Source organism: Pseudomonas sp. SJZ103 (genome assembly GCF_007828335.1).
Lineage (GTDB): Bacteria > Pseudomonadota > Gammaproteobacteria > Pseudomonadales > Pseudomonadaceae > Aquipseudomonas.
Window position 1 is genome coordinate 22,601 of sequence record NZ_VIUN01000001.1, and the last position, 20,053, is coordinate 42,653.

Annotated in this window: 16 protein-coding genes and 1 pseudogene; 5 read left to right on the forward strand and 12 right to left on the reverse strand. The window is 61.4% G+C overall.

Annotation, left to right across the window (positions count from 1 at the left end; all coding sequences use genetic code 11):
- Positions 1–15 precede the first annotated feature (15 nt).
- Positions 16–3,162, forward strand: a complete 3,147-nt coding sequence (locus FBY10_RS00105) for a CusA/CzcA family heavy metal efflux RND transporter (protein WP_145335617.1) — start codon at positions 16–18, stop codon at positions 3,160–3,162.
- On the opposite strand, the gene FBY10_RS00110 is transcribed toward FBY10_RS00105, so the two are convergent.
- The 3 genes from FBY10_RS00110 to FBY10_RS00120 all read right to left on the reverse strand — a co-directional run bounded on the left by FBY10_RS00110 (position 3,086) and on the right by FBY10_RS00120 (position 6,851).
- Complete coding sequence (locus FBY10_RS00110) at positions 3,086–4,522, reverse strand: heavy metal sensor histidine kinase (protein ID WP_145335615.1); 1,437 nt, start codon at positions 4,520–4,522, stop codon at positions 3,086–3,088. The genes FBY10_RS00105 and FBY10_RS00110 overlap by 77 nt on opposite strands.
- The gene (locus FBY10_RS00115; protein WP_131700444.1) at positions 4,519–5,193 is read right to left on the reverse strand and encodes a heavy metal response regulator transcription factor; all 675 of its coding nucleotides are present in this window, start codon (positions 5,191–5,193) and stop codon (positions 4,519–4,521) included. The genes FBY10_RS00110 and FBY10_RS00115 overlap by 4 nt, the downstream gene beginning before the upstream one ends.
- A 338-nt stretch (positions 5,194–5,531) precedes the next feature.
- Positions 5,532–6,851, reverse strand: coding sequence for an OprD family porin (locus FBY10_RS00120; RefSeq protein ID WP_145335613.1), 1,320 nt, complete (start codon positions 6,849–6,851; stop codon positions 5,532–5,534).
- 225 nt (positions 6,852–7,076) lie between these two features.
- Here FBY10_RS00120 and FBY10_RS00125 point away from each other — a divergent pair, with 225 nt between their 5' ends.
- The gene (locus FBY10_RS00125; protein ID WP_145335611.1) at positions 7,077–7,409 is read left to right on the forward strand and encodes a DUF2790 domain-containing protein; all 333 of its coding nucleotides are present in this window, start codon (positions 7,077–7,079) and stop codon (positions 7,407–7,409) included.
- Positions 7,410–7,481: 72 nt separating this feature from the next.
- Positions 7,482–7,682, forward strand: a pseudogene (locus tag FBY10_RS00130) (flavin reductase); the annotation flags it as partial.
- Positions 7,683–7,688: 6 nt separating this feature from the next.
- Here the strand turns inward: FBY10_RS00130 and FBY10_RS00135 are convergent.
- Complete coding sequence (locus FBY10_RS00135; protein ID WP_131700442.1) at positions 7,689–8,498, reverse strand: AraC family transcriptional regulator; 810 nt, start codon at positions 8,496–8,498, stop codon at positions 7,689–7,691.
- A 137-nt stretch (positions 8,499–8,635) separates the two neighbouring features.
- Between FBY10_RS00135 and FBY10_RS00140 the strand changes: the two genes are divergently transcribed.
- Together FBY10_RS00140 and ddlA are read left to right on the forward strand one after the other, a co-directional pair.
- On the forward strand, positions 8,636–9,274 hold the full coding sequence (locus tag FBY10_RS00140; RefSeq protein WP_145335609.1) for a LysE family transporter: 639 nt from the start codon (positions 8,636–8,638) through the stop codon (positions 9,272–9,274).
- A gap of 44 nt (positions 9,275–9,318) precedes the next feature.
- Positions 9,319–10,413, forward strand: coding sequence for a D-alanine--D-alanine ligase (gene ddlA, locus FBY10_RS00145; protein ID WP_145335607.1), 1,095 nt, complete (start codon positions 9,319–9,321; stop codon positions 10,411–10,413).
- A gap of 26 nt (positions 10,414–10,439) precedes the next feature.
- Here ddlA and FBY10_RS00150 read toward each other — a convergent pair whose 3' ends face one another.
- The 8 genes from FBY10_RS00150 to FBY10_RS00190 all read right to left on the reverse strand — a co-directional run bounded on the left by FBY10_RS00150 (position 10,440) and on the right by FBY10_RS00190 (position 19,709).
- Entirely contained in the window at positions 10,440–10,754 is a 315-nt protein-coding gene (locus tag FBY10_RS00150; protein ID WP_090409699.1) for a DNA-binding transcriptional regulator, read from the reverse strand.
- 475 nt (positions 10,755–11,229) lie between these two features.
- Positions 11,230–11,952 (reverse strand): peptidoglycan editing factor PgeF, encoded by a 723-nt coding sequence (gene pgeF / locus FBY10_RS00160; RefSeq protein ID WP_131700438.1) that lies wholly within the window; start codon positions 11,950–11,952, stop codon positions 11,230–11,232.
- A gap of 23 nt (positions 11,953–11,975) precedes the next feature.
- Positions 11,976–13,805, reverse strand: a complete 1,830-nt coding sequence (gene ggt / locus FBY10_RS00165; RefSeq protein ID WP_178116705.1) for a gamma-glutamyltransferase — start codon at positions 13,803–13,805, stop codon at positions 11,976–11,978.
- A 36-nt stretch (positions 13,806–13,841) separates the two neighbouring features.
- Positions 13,842–14,621, reverse strand: coding sequence for a PhzF family phenazine biosynthesis protein (locus FBY10_RS00170; RefSeq protein ID WP_131700436.1), 780 nt, complete (start codon positions 14,619–14,621; stop codon positions 13,842–13,844).
- 99 nt (positions 14,622–14,720) lie between these two features.
- Complete coding sequence (locus FBY10_RS00175) at positions 14,721–17,162, reverse strand: TonB-dependent siderophore receptor (protein ID WP_145335601.1); 2,442 nt, start codon at positions 17,160–17,162, stop codon at positions 14,721–14,723.
- Positions 17,163–17,266: 104 nt separating this feature from the next.
- Entirely contained in the window at positions 17,267–18,223 is a 957-nt protein-coding gene (locus FBY10_RS00180; protein ID WP_131700434.1) for a FecR family protein, read from the reverse strand.
- Positions 18,216–18,743, reverse strand: coding sequence for an RNA polymerase sigma factor (locus tag FBY10_RS00185; protein ID WP_131700433.1), 528 nt, complete (start codon positions 18,741–18,743; stop codon positions 18,216–18,218). The genes FBY10_RS00180 and FBY10_RS00185 overlap by 8 nt, the downstream gene beginning before the upstream one ends.
- Positions 18,744–18,875: 132 nt before the next feature.
- On the reverse strand, positions 18,876–19,709 hold the full coding sequence (locus FBY10_RS00190; RefSeq protein ID WP_145335598.1) for an EamA family transporter: 834 nt from the start codon (positions 19,707–19,709) through the stop codon (positions 18,876–18,878).
- Between the last annotated feature and the right edge of the window lie 344 nt (positions 19,710–20,053).

A 20,053-nucleotide genomic window follows, 5' to 3' on the forward strand; every position in this document is an offset into this window, starting at 1 on the left:
TGCGAGTGATTTCTCATGTTTGAGCGCCTTATCCAATTCGCCATCGAGCAGCGCATCATCGTGCTGCTGGCAGTGCTGTTGATGGCCGGTGTCGGCATCGCCAGCTATCAGAAACTGCCCATCGACGCGGTGCCCGACATCACCAATGTGCAGGTGCAGATCAACTCGGCGGCGGCCGGTTTTTCGCCGCTGGAAACCGAGCAGCGCATTACCTTTCCCATCGAAACCGCGATGGCCGGTTTGCCGGGGCTGCAGCAGACCCGTTCGTTGTCACGCTCCGGCTTGTCCCAGGTGACGGTGATCTTCAAGGACGGCACCGACCTGTTCTTCGCCCGCCAGTTGGTCAACGAGCGCCTGCAGGTGGCCCGCGAGCAATTGCCTACGGGGATCGAAACCGCGATGGGGCCGATTTCCACCGGCCTCGGGGAAATTTTCCTGTGGACCGTGGAGGCCGAGGAGGGCGCCCGCAAGGACGACGGCACGCCTTACACGCCGACCGACCTGCGGGTGATCCAGGACTGGATCATCAAGCCGCAGCTGCGCAACGTGCCCGGTGTGGCCGAGATCAACACCATCGGCGGCTTCGCCAAGGAATACCAGATCGCCCCGGACCCCAAGCGCCTGGCGGCCTACAACCTGACCTTGAACGATCTGGTCACGGCGCTGGAGCGCAACAACGCCAACGTCGGCGCCGGGTACATCGAGCGCAGCGGCGAGCAATTGTTGATCCGCGCACCGGGGCAGGTTGCGTCCATCGACGACATCGCCAATATCGTCATCACCACGTCCGACGGCACGCCGATCCGCGTGCGCAATGTCGCCCAGGTCGAGATCGGCCGTGAGCTGCGTACCGGCGCCGCCACGGAAAACGGCCGTGAAGTGGTGCTGGGCACGGTGTTTATGTTGATCGGAGAAAACAGCCGCACCGTGTCCCAGGCGGTGGCTTCCAGACTCGAGCAAATCAACCGTTCGCTGCCCGACGGTGTGGTGGCGGTGACCGTCTACGACCGCACCAACCTCGTCGAAAAAGCCATTGCCACCGTGAAGAAAAATCTCTTCGAAGGTGCGCTGCTGGTGGTCGCGGTGCTGTTCCTGTTCCTCGGCAATATCCGCGCGGCGCTGATCACCGCGATGGTGATTCCCCTGGCAATGTTGTTCACCTTTACTGGCATGTTCACCAACAAAGTCAGCGCCAACCTGATGAGCCTCGGCGCGCTGGACTTCGGCATTATCGTCGACGGCGCGGTGGTGATCGTCGAGAACGCCATCCGCCGCCTGGCCCATGCGCAGCAGCGCCATGGTCGCTTGCTGACCCGCAGCGAGCGCCTGCACGAGGTGTTCGCGGCGGCCAAGGAAGCGCGGCGTGCGCTGATCTTCGGGCAACTGATCATCATGGTCGTGTACCTGCCGATCTTCGCCCTCACCGGCGTGGCCGGGAAGATGTTCCACCCCATGGCGTTTACCGTGGTGATCGCGCTGCTGGGGGCGATGATTTTGTCGGTGACCTTCGTGCCGGCGGCGATTGCGCTGTTCGTCACCGGCAAAGTCAAGGAAGAAGAAAACCTGGTGATGCGTACCGCACGCCGGGCCTATGCGCCGGTGCTGGACTGGGTGATGACCCGCCGGCCGCTGGTGTTCGGTCTGGCCGTGCTGACCATCGTCACCTCGGGCGTGGTGGCCAGCCGCATGGGCAGTGAGTTTATCCCCAGCCTCAGTGAGGGCGACTTCGCCCAACAGGCCCTGCGCGTGCCCGGCACCAGCCTGACGCAATCGGTGCAGATGCAGCAGCAACTGGAAAAAACCTTGATGGCCCATGTGCCGGAAATCGAGCGGGTATTTGCACGTACCGGTACGGCGGAAATCGCCTCCGACCCGATGCCGCCGAATATTTCCGACAGCTACGTGATGCTCAAGCCGAAGGATCAATGGCCAGATCCGAGCAAGTCCCGCGAAGCCCTGATCGCCGATATCCAGCGCGCCAGTGCGATTGTGCCGGGCAGTGCGTACGAGTTGTCGCAACCGATCCAGCTGCGTTTCAACGAGCTGATTTCCGGGGTGCGCAGTGATGTGGCGGTGAAGGTATTTGGCGACGACATGGCGGTGCTCAACACCACCGCCGCAGACATTGCCGAGACCTTGCAAGGCCTCGAGGGGGCTTCGGAAGTGAAGGTCGAACAGACTTCCGGCCTGCCGGTGCTGACCATCAATATCGACCGTGACAAGGCCGCGCGCTTTGGCCTGAATGTCGGCGATGTGCAGGACACCATTGCCGTCGCCGTCGGTGGGCGCCAGGCCGGTACCCTGTATGAAGGTGACCGCCGCTTCGACATGGTCGTGCGCTTGTCCGACGCGCTGCGTACGGATATCGACGGTTTGTCGCGGCTGCTGATTCCGGTGCCGGCGCTGGCCGGGAATGCGGCGGGGCAGTTGGGGTTTATTGCGTTGTCCCAGGTCGCCAGCCTGGACCTGGTGCTCGGCCCGAACCAGATCAGCCGCGAGAACGGCAAGCGCCTGGTGATCGTCAGTGCCAACGTGCGCGGGCGGGATATGGGGTCGTTCGTGGAGGAGGCCGAGGCGGCGATCACGGCGCAGGTGAAAGTCCCGGCAGGTTACTGGACCACATGGGGCGGCCAGTTCGAACAACTGAAGGAAGCCTCCGAGCGTTTGCAAATCGTGGTGCCGGTGGCGTTGCTGCTGGTGTTCGGGTTGTTGTTCATGATGTTCAACAACCTCAAGGACGGGCTGCTGGTGTTTACCGGGATTCCGTTCGCGTTGACCGGTGGGATCATGGCGCTGTGGCTGCGCGATATTCCGCTGTCGATCTCCGCAGGCGTGGGCTTTATCGCCTTGTCCGGCGTGGCGGTGCTCAACGGCCTGGTGATGATTGCCTTCATCCGCAACCTGCGCGAGGAAGGGCGCTCGCTGTCGGTGGCCATCCACGAAGGTGCGCTGACTCGCCTGCGCCCGGTATTGATGACCGCACTGGTGGCCTCCCTGGGGTTTATCCCCATGGCCCTAGCCACCGGCACCGGCGCCGAAGTGCAGCGTCCGTTGGCGACGGTGGTGATCGGCGGGATCATTTCTTCTACGTTGCTGACCTTGCTGGTGCTGCCGGCGCTGTACCAGTGGGCGCATCGCAAGGAAGAGGAAATACCAGGCTGAACCGTGTAAACCGGCCTGGCTGGCTGCTGACGTCGGCGTGCCCCTGATGCAGGTGCATGATCGACTGCACAATGGCCAGCCCCAGCCCGGTGCCACCTTCGGCGCGGGTACGGCTGCTGTCGGCGCGGTAGAAACGTTCGAACAGATGCGGCAGGTGGTGCGCTTCGATGCCACGCCCGGGGTTGCCCACCGACAACGACACGCTCTGGTCGTAGGTCTCCACCAGCAGCAGCACGCTGGAGCCTTCGGGCGTGTGGCGAATGGCATTGGACAGCAGGTTGGAAATGGCCCGCTGGATCATCAGGCGATCACCTGTCACCCAGGCGTCGCCGCGCAGGTTGAGGGTCACGTGTTTGTCTTCGGCGCTCAGGGCGAACAGCTCCATCACCCGTTGCGCTTCCGCGCCCAGCGACACCGTGCCGAACCCGGCTCGCGCCGCCGGATGGCTGACTTGAGCGAGAAACAGCATGTCGGAGACCATGCGCGACAGGCGCTCCATTTCCTCGGTGCAGGATTCCAGTCCGGCCTTGTATTCCTCACTGGGCCGTTCACGGGACAGGGTCACCTGGGCCTTGCCCATCAGGTTGGTCAGCGGTGCACGCAGTTCGTGAGCGAGGTCGTCGGAGAACTGCGACAACTGCTGCACGCCGGCGTCCAGGCGATTCAGCATTACGTTGATGCTTTGCGCCAACTCGCCCAGCTCCTTGGGCAGGTTGTCGATGGATAAGCGGTGGGTCAGGTCCTGTGTCGTCACTTGGGCAGCGACATGGCTGAACTGCTTCAAGGGCGCCAACCCGCGTTGCACCAGCCCCCAGGCGCCCATGCCGATAAGGATCAGCAGCATCGGCAGAGCGATGAGGGTGGCGCGCAGGTAGGCACTGAGCAGCGCCTGGTCATCCCTGCGGTCCAGCGACAGCAACACGCGCACGCGCTCGCCGCTGGCCAGGCGCATCAGGCTGGAGGCACTGAGTACCTGGTTGCCGTCTTGGTCTTCCCAGTTGAGGTAACCGAGGGTTTCCCGGGGGGAAAAGTCGGTCAGTAACGGTTCCTGGGGTTTAGCGCCGACACTGAGCAGCACGGCGTTATCGGGCGCGGTGCCGACGATGGTCAGGTAGAAATTGTCATGGCCCATCACCAGGTCCAGCAACGAGTGGGGGCGGGCTTTGATTCCGTGGGTGTCCAGGCCCATCGCCAGGCTGTGCTGGATCTGCTCCATCTTGCTTTCCAGGCCCTTGCGCGCGAGCTTTTCCAGCTCATGGGTCAAGGCCAGGTAGGCCAGGGTCGCCAGCAGTACGACCAGCCCCGCGCCCATCAGGCTGACCGTCAGCCCCAGGCGCATCGACAGGCTGCTGGTCCTCATTGGCGCGCCTCCAGCACATAACCCACGCCGCGAATGGTATGGATCAGCTTGACCTCGCTCTGGTCATCGACCTTGCCGCGCAGGCGGCTGATGGAGACCTCGACCACGTTGGTGTCGCAGTCGAAGTTCATGTCCCACACCAGCGAGATGATCTGCGTGCGGGTCATCACCTCGCCGGCCTGGCGCATCAACACATGCAGCAGGGCGAATTCCTTGGTGGTCAGGTCGATGCGCCGGTCGCCGCGATAGGCGCGATGACGACGCGGGTCCAACTCCAGGTCCGCGACGCGCAGCACATCCGGCAGCGGGATATGTTCGCTGCGGCGCAGCAAGGTGCGCACACGGGCCAGCAGTTCGGGGAACTCGAAGGGTTTGACCAGGTAATCGTCGGCGCCCATGTCCAGGCCCTTGATCTTGTCGGCCAGGCGGCCGCGCGCGGTCAGCATCATCACGCGCTGGTTGCCGTCACGGCGCAGTTGCTCAAGTACTTCCCAGCCGTCGGTGTTGGGCAGGTTGACGTCGAGGATCACCAGTTCATAGGTGTGCTGCCTGGCCAGGTGCAGCCCGTCGATGCCGCTGGCGGCGCAATCGACGACGTAGCCACTTTCGGTCAGGCCTTGCTGCAAGTAGTCGGCGGTTTTCTGCTCGTCCTCAACCACAAGGATACGCATGGGGATTTACCTTCAAGGAAAACGAAAGGAGATGGCCTCATAGAGGCTGAATAGGCTGTAGGAAAACTCTGGAGCCTGAAGTAGCTTTAAGGTCAAGCCGCGTCAGGCCGGTGCGACGATTCGTCACTGACCTGGCACACAAAAAAAACGCCCCGGCTGGGGCGTATAAAATTCATCTCTGTTCCAAAGGAGCTACACAAAAGCTGCAGAGATGAGATGTGTTCGATGCGCAGTATAAAAAGTGCAACTTAACGAGAAGGTGAGGCCGATATTACAGTTCTGACAGACTTCAACCTGTGAAGAGATGTAGGGCATCGGCAAGTGAATGTAAGCGCGTCTTAAAGAATCGCCAGTGGGTATTCGACAATCACGCGAACTTCCTCAAGGTCGGATTCAAATGAACTTGAGCGCACGGTGGCCTGGCGCAGTCGCAGCGATAAATCCTTCAAGTTGCCGCTTTGCACCACGTACTTGGCTTCGATATCCCGCTCCCAGCGGCGTTGGTCGGTTAGCGGATCGCCGGCGGCATCGCGGCGCATATAAACCGCGTTGGCGTTGCTGTAGTCGGCGCCGGTGCCCTTGCCGTAGCGGGTCATGAACGACAGGCCGGGAATGCCGAATGGCTGCATGTCCAGGTCGTAGCGCAGCATCCACGAGCGCTCCTTGGGCGAGTTGAAGTCGCTGTACTGGATTGAGTTGTTGAGGAAGATCGAGTCCGACTGACGCAGGTAATCGAAGTCGTCATCGCCGTTGTTGCGCTGGTGTGACACAGCCAGGCTGTGGGCGCCCACCTTCACGCCGAGCCGGGCGCTCCAGATGGAGTTGTCGAATTCACCCAGCAGCTTTTTGCCTTCGTCCACAGCCTTGTAGTAGTTGACGTCGCCGAACAGCGAGACGTCTTCGTTCAGCGGGTAACTGGCGGCGCTGCCGACGTAGTACTGGTCCCAGGCGTCCTTCAGGCGGCTGCTGTACAGGCTCAGGCTGAGGTGTTTGTTCACGGTGTAGTCGCCGCCGAAGTAGCCGATCCAAGGTGAATCGACCGGGCCGGCGTAAAACGTTGCGAACCCTTTGTTCATGCCGCTTTCGTTGGGTTGGCTCATACCGCTCAGGCGCCCGCCCTGCAAGGTCAGGCCGTCCAGGCTGGTGTTCTGCAGGGTCACGCCACGGAAGCTTTCCGGCAACACCCGCGAATCGCCGTAGGCCACCACGGGGGTCAGCGGGAACACGTCGCCGGCCTTGATCACTGTGTCCAATACCCGCAGTTTCGCCGCGCCGCCGACCTTGCTGTAGTTGTCTTCGGGATGGTTGTTGCTGTCCACCGGCAGCACGCCGAACGAGCCCTTGCCGCCGCTGCGGCCGGTACCCGAGTCGAGCTTCACGCCGACCATGGCGAAGGCGTCCAGGCCAAACCCCACGGTGCCCTGGGTAAAGCCGGATTCGAATTTGCCGATCAGTCCCTGGGCCCAGGCTTCGGAATAGCCATTCCCGGTGGGGCTGGATTGGCCCTTGCGGTCATCGCGGTTGAAGTAAAAGTTGCGCGCCAGCACGTTCACGCTGCTGCCCTCGATAAACCCTTCAGGTTTGTCTTCTGCGGCCACGGCTGCCAGGGGCAATGTGGCGATCAGTGAAAGGGGAAGGGTGTAATAACGGATCCGCATGTTTCGCTCCTCGGTATTGGCAGTTATCAGCTTCTTATGGAGGCGGGCGTTCTTATTGATCTGGCCCGGGCTGATAGTTGCAAACCGTGGATAACGATTGGGTGGCGTGAACATTACAATTCTGGAAGCTCGCCACCACCTAACAAATAAGTAATGTTCTGGTGAACATCGCGTCAGGGTTCGTTCGTTAGTCTCGGCACTGAACTTTCAGTCGAGGAACAGGTGATGAACTTTTATAAAACCGCTCTGGGTGTATTAACGGCCGTCCTGTCTTTCGGTGCATTGGCCGAAGGCGGCGGTGATCGCACCTTTGCCCTGATGATGGAGCGCAATGAAAAGGCCATGGCCGATTACGCCGTGAGAAACGGCAAGCCGGTGCCTAAAGTGCAGGCCTATCGCTATGGAATGAAGCTGGACATTGCCAAGGTGGTCAACGTGACGCCGCCGATCCGCGCGTGCAACACCGTGCCTTCGCGCATGACCTATGAAGACTCCAGCGGCAAGCTCACGACTTTGGAGTACCAAGTCATGGGCGTGTGTCGAAATAACGGCAGTTAAATGTGCTGGCGCTCAACGGGTAGGGCGATTCGCTAACCAACTGTCGAGCTGATCCATAGGACTCATGCTTAATGTCGCCTGCTGCCCGAACCTCACAACCAGCAGACCTATGACCTGTTCCTCGGCGAAGTGGTCGCAGCCTATGCCGATGAGCGGGTGTTCAGCGAAGGCCACTGGCACTTCGAAGGGCATGATGAATTACGGACTTTGCATCATGTGGCGGGAGGGCATTTCCTGACCATCGGCGAGCCCATCGATGGGCACTCGCTCTAAGCGTACTCAGCGCCCGAGCATCTTCACCCAACGCGACGGCGGCATACCGTAGGTGCTGCGAAATTGCCGGGTCATATGACTCTGGTCGGTGAAGCCGGCGATCAGCGCGGCGTCCACCAGCGACTGTCCCTGCGCGAGCAGACTGCGCACCAGGTCCAGCCGACGCATCGTCAGGTAGCGGTAGGGGCTGGTGCCGAACAGCACGCGAAAATCCCGCGACAATGCCCAGCGGTCGCGGCCGGCGTGGTCGGCGATTTCATCCAGGGTGATGCTGCGGCCCAGGGCGCTGTGGATAAACTCCCGGGCGCGTTCGGCGGCGACGTAATCGAACGCCTTGCGGCTGACGAGGGCGCCAGCGGCGTTGCTCAGCGCGTGGGCCAGGTCGAACATCGCGTCCTGTTCCTGCAACGGGTCAATCGGATGATCGAGGTTCTGCAGCAGCACTTCGCTGGCGCGGAACAGCCTGGGGTCAGTGGATAAACCACTGGGGATAAACGGCAACGGCTTGCCGCCGAGGATCTGCTGGATCAGCGACGGCTCCACGTAAATCATCCGGTACTTGAAACCTTCGTCACTGCCGGCGTGGCCGTCGTGGGTCTCATCGGGATGGAGCACCATGGTCGTGCCGGGCAGGCTGTGGATCATGTCGCCGCGATAGTGAAAACTCTGCACGCCAGACAAGGTACGCCCGATGGCGTAGGTGTCATGGCGATGCGGGTCGAAGGCAAAGCCTGCAAAGTACGCCTCGATACGGTCCAGGCCGCTGGCATGCGGGGCGCGGTGCAGCCAGTCGAAGTTGCGGGTCGGTTTGCCCATGGCGGCTTGTCACAAGGAGAGGTGGAAATACGTTAACCCAGTCTGCATCCCTTGTCTGCCGGGGTCTTGTACGATTGTGCGGGCGGTGGGCGAGGTCTATGCTCCTTGCTCGTGCCCTGCGCTGATGGAACTGCCCAATGGAATTTATCAACCCCGCCTACGTGGCTCCCCTGGTCTCGCTGGCCCTGTTGTGGACCGTGGCGGTGGTGACGCCCGGGCCCAACTTCTTCAACACGGCGCAGTTGGCTGCCAGTTGTTCGCGCCGCCATGGCGTGGTGGCTTCGGCGGGCGTGTCCACCGGCACGATCATGTGGGGGCTGGCGGGTGGCCTGGGCATCAAGTCGCTGTTTACCGCCGCCCCCATGTTGTACCTGGCGTTCAAGATCATCGGCGGCTGCTACCTGATTTACCTGGGGCTGAAACTGTTCAAACGCTCGGCGCCAGCCATGGGCCAGAGCCTGTTGCCGGAGCAAGCGCGGCGCTCGTTGTTTTCCGCCTGGCGCCTGGGGTTGCTGGGCAACCTGTCCAACCCCAAGGCCGCGTTGTTCGTCGCCACCATCTTCGCCTCCACCATGCCGCCGTCGCCGTCGCCGATGCTGCTGACCCTGGCGGTGATCACCATGGCCACCCTGTCGTTCAGCTGGTATTCCTGCGTGGCCCTGGTGTTTTCCAGTGCGCACATGGCCAACCTCTACAGCCGCTCGCGCAAATGGCTCGACCGTTTTGCTGGCGGTTGCTACGTGTTGTTCGGCGCACACCTGGTAGCGAATCGCTGACCGTCCGTGGTAAGAAGCCTTACTTTCGACAGTGAGGCCGAGTCATGAGCAAGGTGCGGGTGGGGATTATTTTTGGTGGTCGTTCGGCCGAGCACGAAGTCTCGTTGCAGTCGGCGCGCAATATTGTCGATGCACTCGACCGCACACGCTTCGAGCCAGTCCTGATCGGCATCGACAAGGCCGGCCACTGGCACCTCAACGACACCTCGAACTTCCTGATCAACCAGGAAAACCCGGCACTCATCGCCCTTAACCAATCCAACCGTGAACTGGCGGTGGTGCCCGGCAAGGCCAGCCAGCAGGTGGTGGAAACCTCCGGCAACGGCCTGCTGGCACACATCGACGTGATCTTCCCCATCGTCCACGGCACCCTCGGCGAAGACGGCTGCCTGCAAGGCCTGCTGCGCATGGCGGATTTGCCTTTCGTCGGCTCTGACGTGCTCGGCTCGGCGGTGTGCATGGACAAGGACATCAGTAAACGTCTGCTGCGCGACGCCGGCATTGCCGTGACGCCGTTCATCACCCTGACCCGCAGCAACGCCGCGCGTATTTCCTTTGACACTGCGGTGAATAAACTCGGCCTGCCAATGTTCGTCAAACCGGCCAACCAGGGTTCTTCGGTGGGTGTGAGCAAGGTGGGCAACGAGGCTGAGTACCACGCCGCGGTTGAACTGGCCCTGGGTTTTGATCAAAAGGTGCTGGTGGAATCGGCCGTGCGCGGCCGCGAAATAGAATGCGCTGTGCTGGGTAACGAAAACCCGGTCGCCAGCGGCTGCGGCGAGATTGTGGTGAGCAGCGGTTTCTACTCCTACGACAGCAAATACATCGACGGGCAGGCGGCCCAGGTGGTGGTGCCGGCTGATATCAGCCATGAAGCCAGTGAGCGGATTCGCCGCTTGGCCCTCGAGGCGTTTGACGTGCTGGGTTGCGCGGGGTTGGCGCGGGTCGATGTATTCCTGACCGACGATGGCGAAGTGCTGATCAACGAAATCAACTCACTGCCCGGCTTCACCCGTATCAGCATGTACCCCAAGTTGTGGCAGGCGGCGGGGATGAGCTACAGCGAGTTGGTGAGCCGGTTGATCGAGCTGGCGTTGGAGCGGCATGCGGGGCGTAAGGGGTTGAAGATCAGCCGTTGATCCTCAGGGAGTGGCCAGTAACGCCATCAGGCGTTACTGAGGACTTCCCGAAAAACGTCTGGTCTTATGGCCGCAATATGCAGCAGTGAGCGTGCTGCGCCGGAGGGGGAACGACGCCCCTGTTCCCACTCTTGAAGGGTTCTTACCGAAACCCCCAAAAGCTCGGCAAATTTGGGTTGCGACAGTCCTGTCTTGCTTCTTGCTTCGGCAGCTTGAGTGATTTCGATCTGCTGCACGGCGCCGTAGCGTCCCGCTTTAACATCCTGAATAGCGCTCAGTAATTCTTCGCCGATATTGCGTTTGGCGTCACGTTCCTTCAGTTGTTTATCAGTGAGTGGCATGGTTCATCTCCTTCGCAATTTTGTACAGGATGTGCGCTGGAATATTCTCCGTAGCGCCCTTGCCGTAAATCAGTAGGGCTATTATTGCTCCGCAAGCCAATTGAGTGGTGTAGATGACTCGCACTGCCCCCCTTTTGCCCTGACCCTCCAAGCACCAGCGTACTTTTCGGCAACCGCCTGAGCCAGGAATAACATTCCCGGCATCGGGATGGCTGGCAAGAAACGCCATGAAAATACCCTTTTCATCTTCGCTCCAATAGTCAGGCCATAGTTTGCTGAACAATGGAGATTCTATGATCGTTAACACGAGAAATTCTACGTCTTTGACGTAGCCCCTGGCAAGAAAGTGCGGGCCAGAAAATCGCAGGTGAAAAGGCGCCGCTCAAGAGGGGGTTTATCGCAAAAAATGACATGGCATTTTGCGATCTGAAGACATGTAGAGGATTTGAGAAAGAGTGTTGTAGGCCTTCTCGTGTCAGTCTGTACGAGCAATCCACGAATAAATCAACGTCTTCGCTTCCTCCGGCTGATGCGTCCTTCTGCGGTAGCTGGCAAACGTCGGCGACGTGCAGTAGGTGCACACCTCGCTCACGTCGATCTGCTCACGCTTGACGCCCGCCGCTTGCAGCAGCAACAACCCATACCCGCTCAAGTCAAACCACGCACTGCCTGCTTGCCGTGCATGGGGCGGGGCCATCTGCGGGGATTGCAGCGGTGCCGGTTGCACGAAGCTCCACGGTGCCTGGGCGTGTTGCCACAGGTGCCCTTGGTCACTCTGGAAGTCGGCGATAAAGCCTTCGCTCACTTCATAACAGCACGGCTTGATCGATGGGCCGATAGCCACTTGCAGCTGGTCGGCTGCAATCCCTTCGGCGGCAAAGCGCTGCATGACGTTGGCGATAATCCCGCGTTGCAGCCCCTTCCAGCCGCCATGGACTGCGGCCACCCGTTCGCCCGTTTTCGACGCGAACAGAATGGGCAGGCAATCTGCGGTGATCACCGCGATCGGGTGAGCGTGGTGCGTCAACACACCATCGGCCTCGATCGTATTGGCCACCTGGCCCGCCTGCCATTCAATCACCGAGGCGCTGTGCACTTGCTTGCAGATGAATACTTCATCCGGGCGCAGCGGGTCGTCGATCGAACAGAAACCGTGGTCGATGCCAGGGATGGCAGCGAGATTTTCAGCCTGGTGCAAGGGATTCCCTCCGTTCACTAAAGTCAGTCGCCGAGCGCTTCGCCTTCGCGCCGAGGGTCCGCGCCGCCGCTCAGCGACACCTTACCCTGGTCATCCCGCTTGAGCACGATGGCCTGGACGCCGCTGGTCATGTCGATCTCGCTCAGCTCATGGCCCTTGTCCTTCAACACCTGCTTCAGGCCTGGGCTGAACAAGCCCGCCTCCAGCTCGGTAGCCCCATTGCGGCTGCCGAAATTGGGCAGGCCGATGGCCGCTTGCGGGTCTAGCTTCCAGTCGAGCATCGCCACCAGGGATTTGCTCACGTACTCGATGATTTGCGAGCCGCCCGGCGAACCGACCGCGGCCAGCAACTCACCGCTCTCGCGGTCGAACACCAGGGTCGGCGCCATCGCCGAGCGCGGGCGTTTGCCGGGTTGCACACGGTTGGCTACCGGCTGGCCGTTTTCTTCGGGGATGAATGAGAAGTCGGTCATCTGGTTATTGAGCAAGAAGCCCTGGACCATCACATGGGCGCCAAACGCGGCTTCCACCGTGGTGGTCATCGACACGGCACCGCCCAGGTCATCTACGGCGACGACTTGTGAGGTGGAGATTCGCAGCGGCGAACGGTCCGGTGCGTACGCGACTTGAATACCGGCCGGTCGGCCTGGCTTGGCGATGCCCATGCTGCGCTCGCCGATCAGCGTGGCACGCTGTGCCAGGTAGTTCGGGGCCACGAGGCCGGCCACCGGCACCGGTGTGAAGTCCGCATCGGCCACGTACAGCGCGCGGTCGGCAAAGGCCAGGCGACCGGCTTCGGCGAGCAGGTGCACGGCCTCGGGCGTGGGTTCAATCCCGGCAGGCGAGGCGCTTTTTATCGGTGTCATCGGCGCGATGGCCAGGCTTGGGTCGCGGGCTTCCAGGGCCTGCAATGTGCCGAGCATCTGCGCGACCGCAATCCCGCCTGAGGACGGCGGCGGCATGCCACAGACTTTCCAGCGTTTGTAATCGGTACAGAGCGGCGCGCGTTCTTTGGCGGCGTAGCCCTTGAGGTCGGCTTGAGTCAGGCTGCCGGCATTGCGGTTGCCCTGCACCTTGCGCGCAATTTCATCGGCAATCGGCCCGTGGTACAGGGCGTCTGGCCCTTCCTTGGCGATACGCTTGAACACGGCGGCCAGCGCCGGGTTTTTCAGCAGCGTACCGGTGGCTTTCGGCGTGCCATCGGCATTCAGAAAGTAGGCTGCCATCTCCGGCGATTGCGGGATAAAGCGGTCAGCGGCGATCAAACTGTGCAAGCGCGGTGAAATCGCGAAGCCCTGCTCCGACAAACGAATCGCTGGCTCGAACAGCTTGGCCCATTGCAGGCGGCCGGTCTTCTTATGGGCCATTTCCAGGGCCCGCAGCACCCCTGGCGTGCCCACCGAGCGCCCGCCGATCTGCGCGTCGGTGAAGGCCATCGGCGTGCCGTCGGTGTTCAGGAACAACCGCTCGGTCGCGCCGGCCGGGGCCGTTTCGCGGCCGTCATAGGCGTGCACGTTTTTCCCATCCCACAGCATGATGAACGCACCGCCGCCAATGCCGGAGGATTGTGGCTCCACCAGGGTCAACACCGCCTGCATCGCAATGGCAGCGTCAATTGCCGAGCCGCCCTGGCGCAACATCTCGCGTCCGGCCTCGGCCGCCAGCGGGTTGGCGGCGGCGGCCATATGGCGCTCGGCCTGGCGGGTGCTGAGGTCGGTGCGATAGCCCGAGCCCAACTCCGGTGCCGGTGGCTGTTCGTTGACCGGCGTGTGGCAGGCAGCCAGGCTCAGGGCTGCCGCCATGAGCGACAGTTGGCGGAGGGAAATCGAAAACACGTGCTGAACTCCGTTCATTTTGCGAATGATCTGTTGTCCTGGGGGCGCTGCGGTTTACAGGTAAATCGTGCCTTGCATGTACAACACTGCCTTGCCGGAAATAATCACGCGGTCGCCCTGCAGCTCGCAGTGCAACTGGCCCTTGCGCTGGCCCCCTTGTTCGGCCGTCAAGTGCGATTTGCCCAGGCGCTCGGCCCAGAACGGTGCCAGCGAGGTATGCGCCGAACCGGTGACCGGGTCTTCATCGACCCCCACATTCGGCCCGAACCAGCGCGAAATAAAATCAAACCGCGTGCCCTTGGCGGTGACTGCTATCCCGCGCTTGGGCAGGCCCTTGAGCTGCGCAAAATCAGGCGTCAGCGCGGCGACCTGGGCTTCGTCGTCCACCAGCACGATGTAGTCATCGGTGCCGAACACGTCGGCGCTCTCGATCCCCAGGGCACTCAACATTCCAGCGGGCGGTTCGCAACGCTGTGGTTGCCGGGCGGGAAAGTCCATCGCCAGCTCATCCCCCTTGCGCGTCACCCGAAGCTCGCCGCTGCGGGTGGCAAAGCGCAGCACCTGGGGTGCGTCCGCCAGCGCGTGAATCAACACCCACGCCGTCGCCAGCGTGGCATGGCCGCACAGGTCGACTTCGACTTGCGGGGTAAACCAGCGCAACTCATAGAACCCATCGCGGGGCACGAAGTAGGCGGTTTCGGAGAGGTTGTTTTCGGCGGCGATATGCTGCAGTTGCTCATCAGGCAGCCACTCGGTGAGCGGGCACACCGCGGCAGGGTTGCCGCCGAAGGCATGTTGGCTGAAGGCGTCGACTTGGTAGATGTCCAGTTTCACCGTGAAGCACTCCGTGTATGGGGAAGGCTGGACACTAACAGTGGCAAGGGAGGGCGTCAAAAACGGCCTACCTCGTGATAGGCCGTGTGGCTCAGGCAGTCAGAAGTCCCAGCGCGTGGTCAGCATGAAGTGACGCGGTGCGCCGTAGATGGCGGAGTTGTAGAAGCCCACGTTGGTGTAATAGGGCTTATCGAACACGTTATTGAGGTTCAGCGTGGTCGACAGGTTTTTCGTGAATTGGTAGCGCGTCATCAAGTCCACCACCCAGTAGGCCTCCTGGGAAAATTTCTCGGTCGTATTCCTGGGGCTGTTGTAGATGTCCTGCCACACCGTGTTCTGCCAGCGCAGGCCACCGCCGACGCTGACTTTGTCCAGCTCGCCCTTGAGCTTGTAGATCGTGAACATGCTCACCTGATCCTCGGGCTCAAAGGTCGAGACTTTTTTGCCGGCATCGTCGCGCACCACTTTGTGGGTGTAGCCACCCTGCAACTGCCAGCCGGGGGCGATTTCGCCGGACAGTTCCAGTTCATAGCCTTTGGTTGTCGCATCGGTGCCCTTGAAGGCAAAGTTGGGCGGTGTCGGCGTCTGGTTGTTGTACGCATCGTCGGGCAGGGAGCGGTTGCTTTCCTTCACCTCGAAGTACGCCAGACTGGCGTTAAGGCGCCCATCGAGGAACTCACCCTTGAGGCCCACTTCATAGTTCTCGCCTTCGTCCGGGTCAATCAGCTTGCGGTTACGGTCGAGGTTGTAGCTTTCCTGGGGCATGAAGACATCGGTGTAGCTGACATACGCCGACAGGTTGTCCGTGAGGTCATAGATGGCCCCGGCATAGGGAATGAAGCGTCCGGTTTCACGGTAGGTGTCGGTGCTGCCGGTCAGGGTGTAGTCGACCACGCGCCCGCCGAGCAACAGTTTCAGGTCGTCGGTGAGGTTCCAGCGAGTGGTGACGTACATGCCGGTCTGGCGAATGGTGTCGTCGGTGACTTGGGAGGCCACGCCCCAGTCGGGCTTGGCCAGGTTGCCATGCCAGTTGAAGTAGTCGACCAGGTTGGCGGTGGGGAAGGTTTCGTCCCAATAACCCTTGCCCTTCCAATGGGCGGTGCTGATGGATCCACCGACCACCAGGTCATGTTCACGGCCGAGAAAATTGAACGGGCCGCTGATATACAGATCGGCCGAGTCGCTGGTGGTTTCGCCCTTGTAGCGCTGGGCGTTGATATTGGCGGTGCCGTCCGCCGCCGGCTGGTAGAACTGGATCGCACCCATCTGGGCGTCGTAGCCGTTGAGCTTGTGGTCCAGTTGCAGTTTGGTCACCCAGCCGTCGCCGAGGTCGTGCTCCAGGTTCGCGAACACCGTGCGGGTGTATTGCTGCCAACTGCTCCAGTCAGTGGCATTGCTGAAGGAGCGCTTGGCATTGTTCAACTCGCCGGCATAGTTGAACAGCGGGAAGCTGCCGGACCAGGTGGAGCCTTTGGGTTTGCTGTCCTGATAATCGGCGCCCACGGTGAGCAAGGTGTCGGGTGACAGGTCGAATTCGAGAATGCCGTAGAACACCGAGCTTTTGTTCGAGTAGCGGTCGACCCACGATTTGTTGTCCTGATAGGCCGCCACGGCACGCCCACGCACATTGCCGGTTTCGGTCAGCGGGCCGCTGACGTCCACTTCCGTGCGGTAGTGATCCCAGGTGCCCGCCGCCGTGGTGATGTGGCCGAGAAATTCCGCCGTAGGTTTCTTGCGCACCAGGTTGATGGTGCCGCCCAGGGAGCCAGCGCCGCTGAGCAGGCCGGAGGCGCCCTTGAGCACTTCGACCCGGTCATAGATCGCCATGTCGCTCAGGGTGTTGCCCGCCGAATAGGCCACGTTGCGCACGGCCGAGGGGATACCGTCGTACTGGAAATTGTTGATCGAAAAACCACGCGAGTAGTAATTGCTGCGGTCGGTGTCGTAGGCCGACACGGTAATGCCAGGGGTATGGCGCATCACGTCGTCGACACTGTCGAGGGCAAAGTCATCCATGTGCTGGCGCGTGACGACGCTCATGGACTGCGGCGTTTCGCGCGGGGTCAGCACCAGGCGCGTGGCCGTGGCGATGGTGCCCGGGGTGTAGGAACCGGTGCCTTCGGTGACTGTGCCCAACTGGTTGCTGATGACGGTGGTGGTGCCCAGTTGCAAGGCCGCGCCGGGTTGTTCGGTGCGGGTCAGCATGACTGCGTCAGGGCCGTTGCGCTCGAAGCTCAGGGGCGTGCCTTTGAGCAATCGGGTCAGCGCCTCCAGGGCGGTCATGCGGCCGCTGACGCCAGGCGATTCGACGCCTTGGGCCAGGTCAGCCGCATAGGCAATTTGCAGCCCGCTCTGCACACTCAATTGATCCAAGGCATTGACCAGCGACTGACGCGCGATGGCAAAGCTGCGGGTATCTGCTGCTTCACGAATGGCCGGTTTGCCCGCCGGTTCCACGGCAACCGCAGTGCTGCACGCCAGGCAGATGGCGAGCGCAAGAATGCTGCGGGCGTGGGTCGGATTGAGTGCTGGGAAGTGCATGTGAGCCCCGTTAGAAATAGGAATGATTTGCAAAGGCAAAGTTCTTGACGGGTTGAAGCTTCGAAAGCCGTAAAACTTTTTTCGACGGTGTCAGGTGGGCTGTGTCAGCGAATTACCAGGATGCCGCCAGGCAGGCGCTGGACCCGGGTTGAAGTGACTTTACCCAACGCCTGCACGATCGCCTGGGGATCATCCAACTGGTAATTGCCGCTGACCCGCTCCCCGGCGGCGGTATCGTTCAATAACAGGATCGGTGCGGGGTAATAGCGGCGGATTTCTGCCAACACCTGCGCCAGCGGCGCGTTCTGGAACGACAGCCGTCCGTTGATCCAGGCCATCTGTCGTTCACCACCGTCCAGGGACAGCGGTTGCAGATGCCCACCCAGCAACTGTTGCCAGTTGCCCGCCTGCAACAGGCTCTGTTCGCCCTTGCGGTTGGCGAAGCGTACCTGGCCTTGGCGCACGGCGACGGTGACGCCCGCGTCGCGCTGGCTGACGCTGAATTGCGTGCCGACTACGGTGACGCGGGCCTCGGTGGTTTCGATGCTAAGGGGGCGGTCTGAGTCATGGGCGGCTTCGACATAGAGTTCGCCGCGCAGCAGCTTGATGCGGCGATGGGCACCGTCGAAAGCGATGCTGATGGCGCTGTGGCTGCCCAGCACGATGTGCGAGCCGTCCTCCAAGTCAAAGCGTTCCAACTGCGCAACGTCGGTCATGTGGTCAGCCTGCAGGCGCATCGGCACATCGGTCATCCAGCCGATGCCCAGCGTGATCAACACGGCAGCGGCGGCAGCCACGAAGCGTGTCTTGCGGTGCGTGGCGGCTTGCGGGGCAGGGGGCAATTCCAGGTCGCCGGCGAGGTTTTTCAAGGCTTGCTCGAAGGCACGGCTTTCCCACATCGCGGTCAGTTCCGCATACGCCGTGGCGTGCCGGGGATCCGCATCGCGCCACTGCTCAAAGCGCTGGCGGGTGATGGGGTTGCGCACCGTCTCATCGCGCTGGGCGAACCAGTCGGTCGCCTGCTTACGTATGGCATCGGGGATATCGGCACGATCAATCATGGTCGGTCGTTTGCTTGACGCAGGCAGTGAGGGCTTGGCGCAGATCTTTTTCCACCGTGCTCAACGACACCTGCAGGCGTTGAGCGATCTCGCTTTGGGACAGGTCATGCAGTCGATGCAATACCAGGATTTGTTGCTGGCGTTTGGGCAAGGTAGCGAGCACCTGTTGAAACTGCAGCAGTTGCTGTTGGCCCTGGACCTGGCTCTCCGGTCCGGGTGCCGTGGTGGGCACCTCGACAACCAGGCTTTCGGCCAAATGGCACTCATAGCGCCTTTTGCTGCGCACACTGCGCAGATGATCAAAGGCCAGGTACTGCGCGGTTTGATAAAGAAACGGCTTCAGGTGTTCGATAGGGCGGGCGTACAGCGCTTTCGCCACCTTCAGGTAGGTTTCCTGGGCCAGGTCCTCCGCCTGGCTCGAACAGCCGACGACGCGCGACAGCATACGGATTAACGCACTGCGCTGCCCGATAAAAACGGCGCTGAGTTTTTCCTGATCCCCTGGCGTCCCTGTCTCCATGGCCCCGATACCCTGATGCGGCGTTGCGCGAATAGCAGGCATATTAATGAGAAGCTCTCTCATTTGATAGGGTGGCGGGGGATTTGTTTGGAGAGCAGCCCTGCCGGGCATGTCATGGGTTTGACCGGCGCGTCAGCCCAGTCGCAACACTATCGCCCCGCCGGCAATGATGCACGCGGCCATGATCCGGCGGCGGGTCAGCTGTTCTTTGAGCACCAGTGCCGAGATCACCACGCCAAACAGAATCGACGTTTCCCTGAGCGCCGAAACCGTGGCGATCGGTGCCGCCGTCATTGCCCAAAGCGCCAGGCCGTAGGACACGACGGTGCCGAAGCCGCCGATAACGCCAGGACGCCAGTGGCGCGCCAGATAGCGCCAGAACTCCCGCCGCCTGACAGCACATGCCCATAGGGCAAGCGCGATGCCGGTGAGCAGGAATATCCACAGCGTATAGGCCGCAGGCGCGCCGGATTTGCGCACACCCACACCGTCGATAAGGGTGTAGCCGGCAATGACTGCCGCGTTGACCAGCGCCAGGAGCAGCCCTTTTCGCTGACCGATGCCGGGGGTTGCAGCCATGCTCAAAATGCCGATGCAGATGATGGCAATGCCAAGCCAGGCGAAGGAGGACAAGGATTCGGACAACAGCCCTACGCTCGCTGTCGCCACCAGCAACGGCGCGGTGCCGCGCATGATCGGGTAGGTCTGGCTCATGTCGGCAATGCGGTAAGTCGAGGCGACCAGCACGAAATACACCACCTGCAAAATCACCGACGCGCCGATGAAGGGCCAACTTTCCTTGGATGGCAGTTCCAGAAACGGAATGACCGCCGATGCGATCAGTGATGCGATCGACGCGATCATGCAGGTGGTCAGCAGCTTGTTGTCACCGCCCTTGACCACGGCATTCCAAGTGGCGTGCAACGCAGCGCCCAGCATGATGATTGCGAACACATCAAGGCTCATGAAGGGACGTCCTATTGGCTAAGTTCTGTATCCAGGAGGGGCGCTGCGAGTATGCCCCAGGCACTTTCTTCAAGGCATAAAAAAACGGTCTACCTTTCGGTAAGCCGTTATCAGTACTGGGTTACGCGTCAATTGAGGGCAAATGCTGTTCGATTACGCCTGGCTACCCCATGCCCGGATATGTTTTAACGCCAGGCGTTCTTCTTCGTCTTCGCTGATGCGAACTCCTTTAAGAGCGCAATCGGCTTGATTTTTCCAGTGAGTGACCGTCGAGTCGGTGGCGCGAAGATGAGACAGTGCACCGGTGCATGCCGACAGTGGTGCGCGGCAGCTCGGTGCTCAAT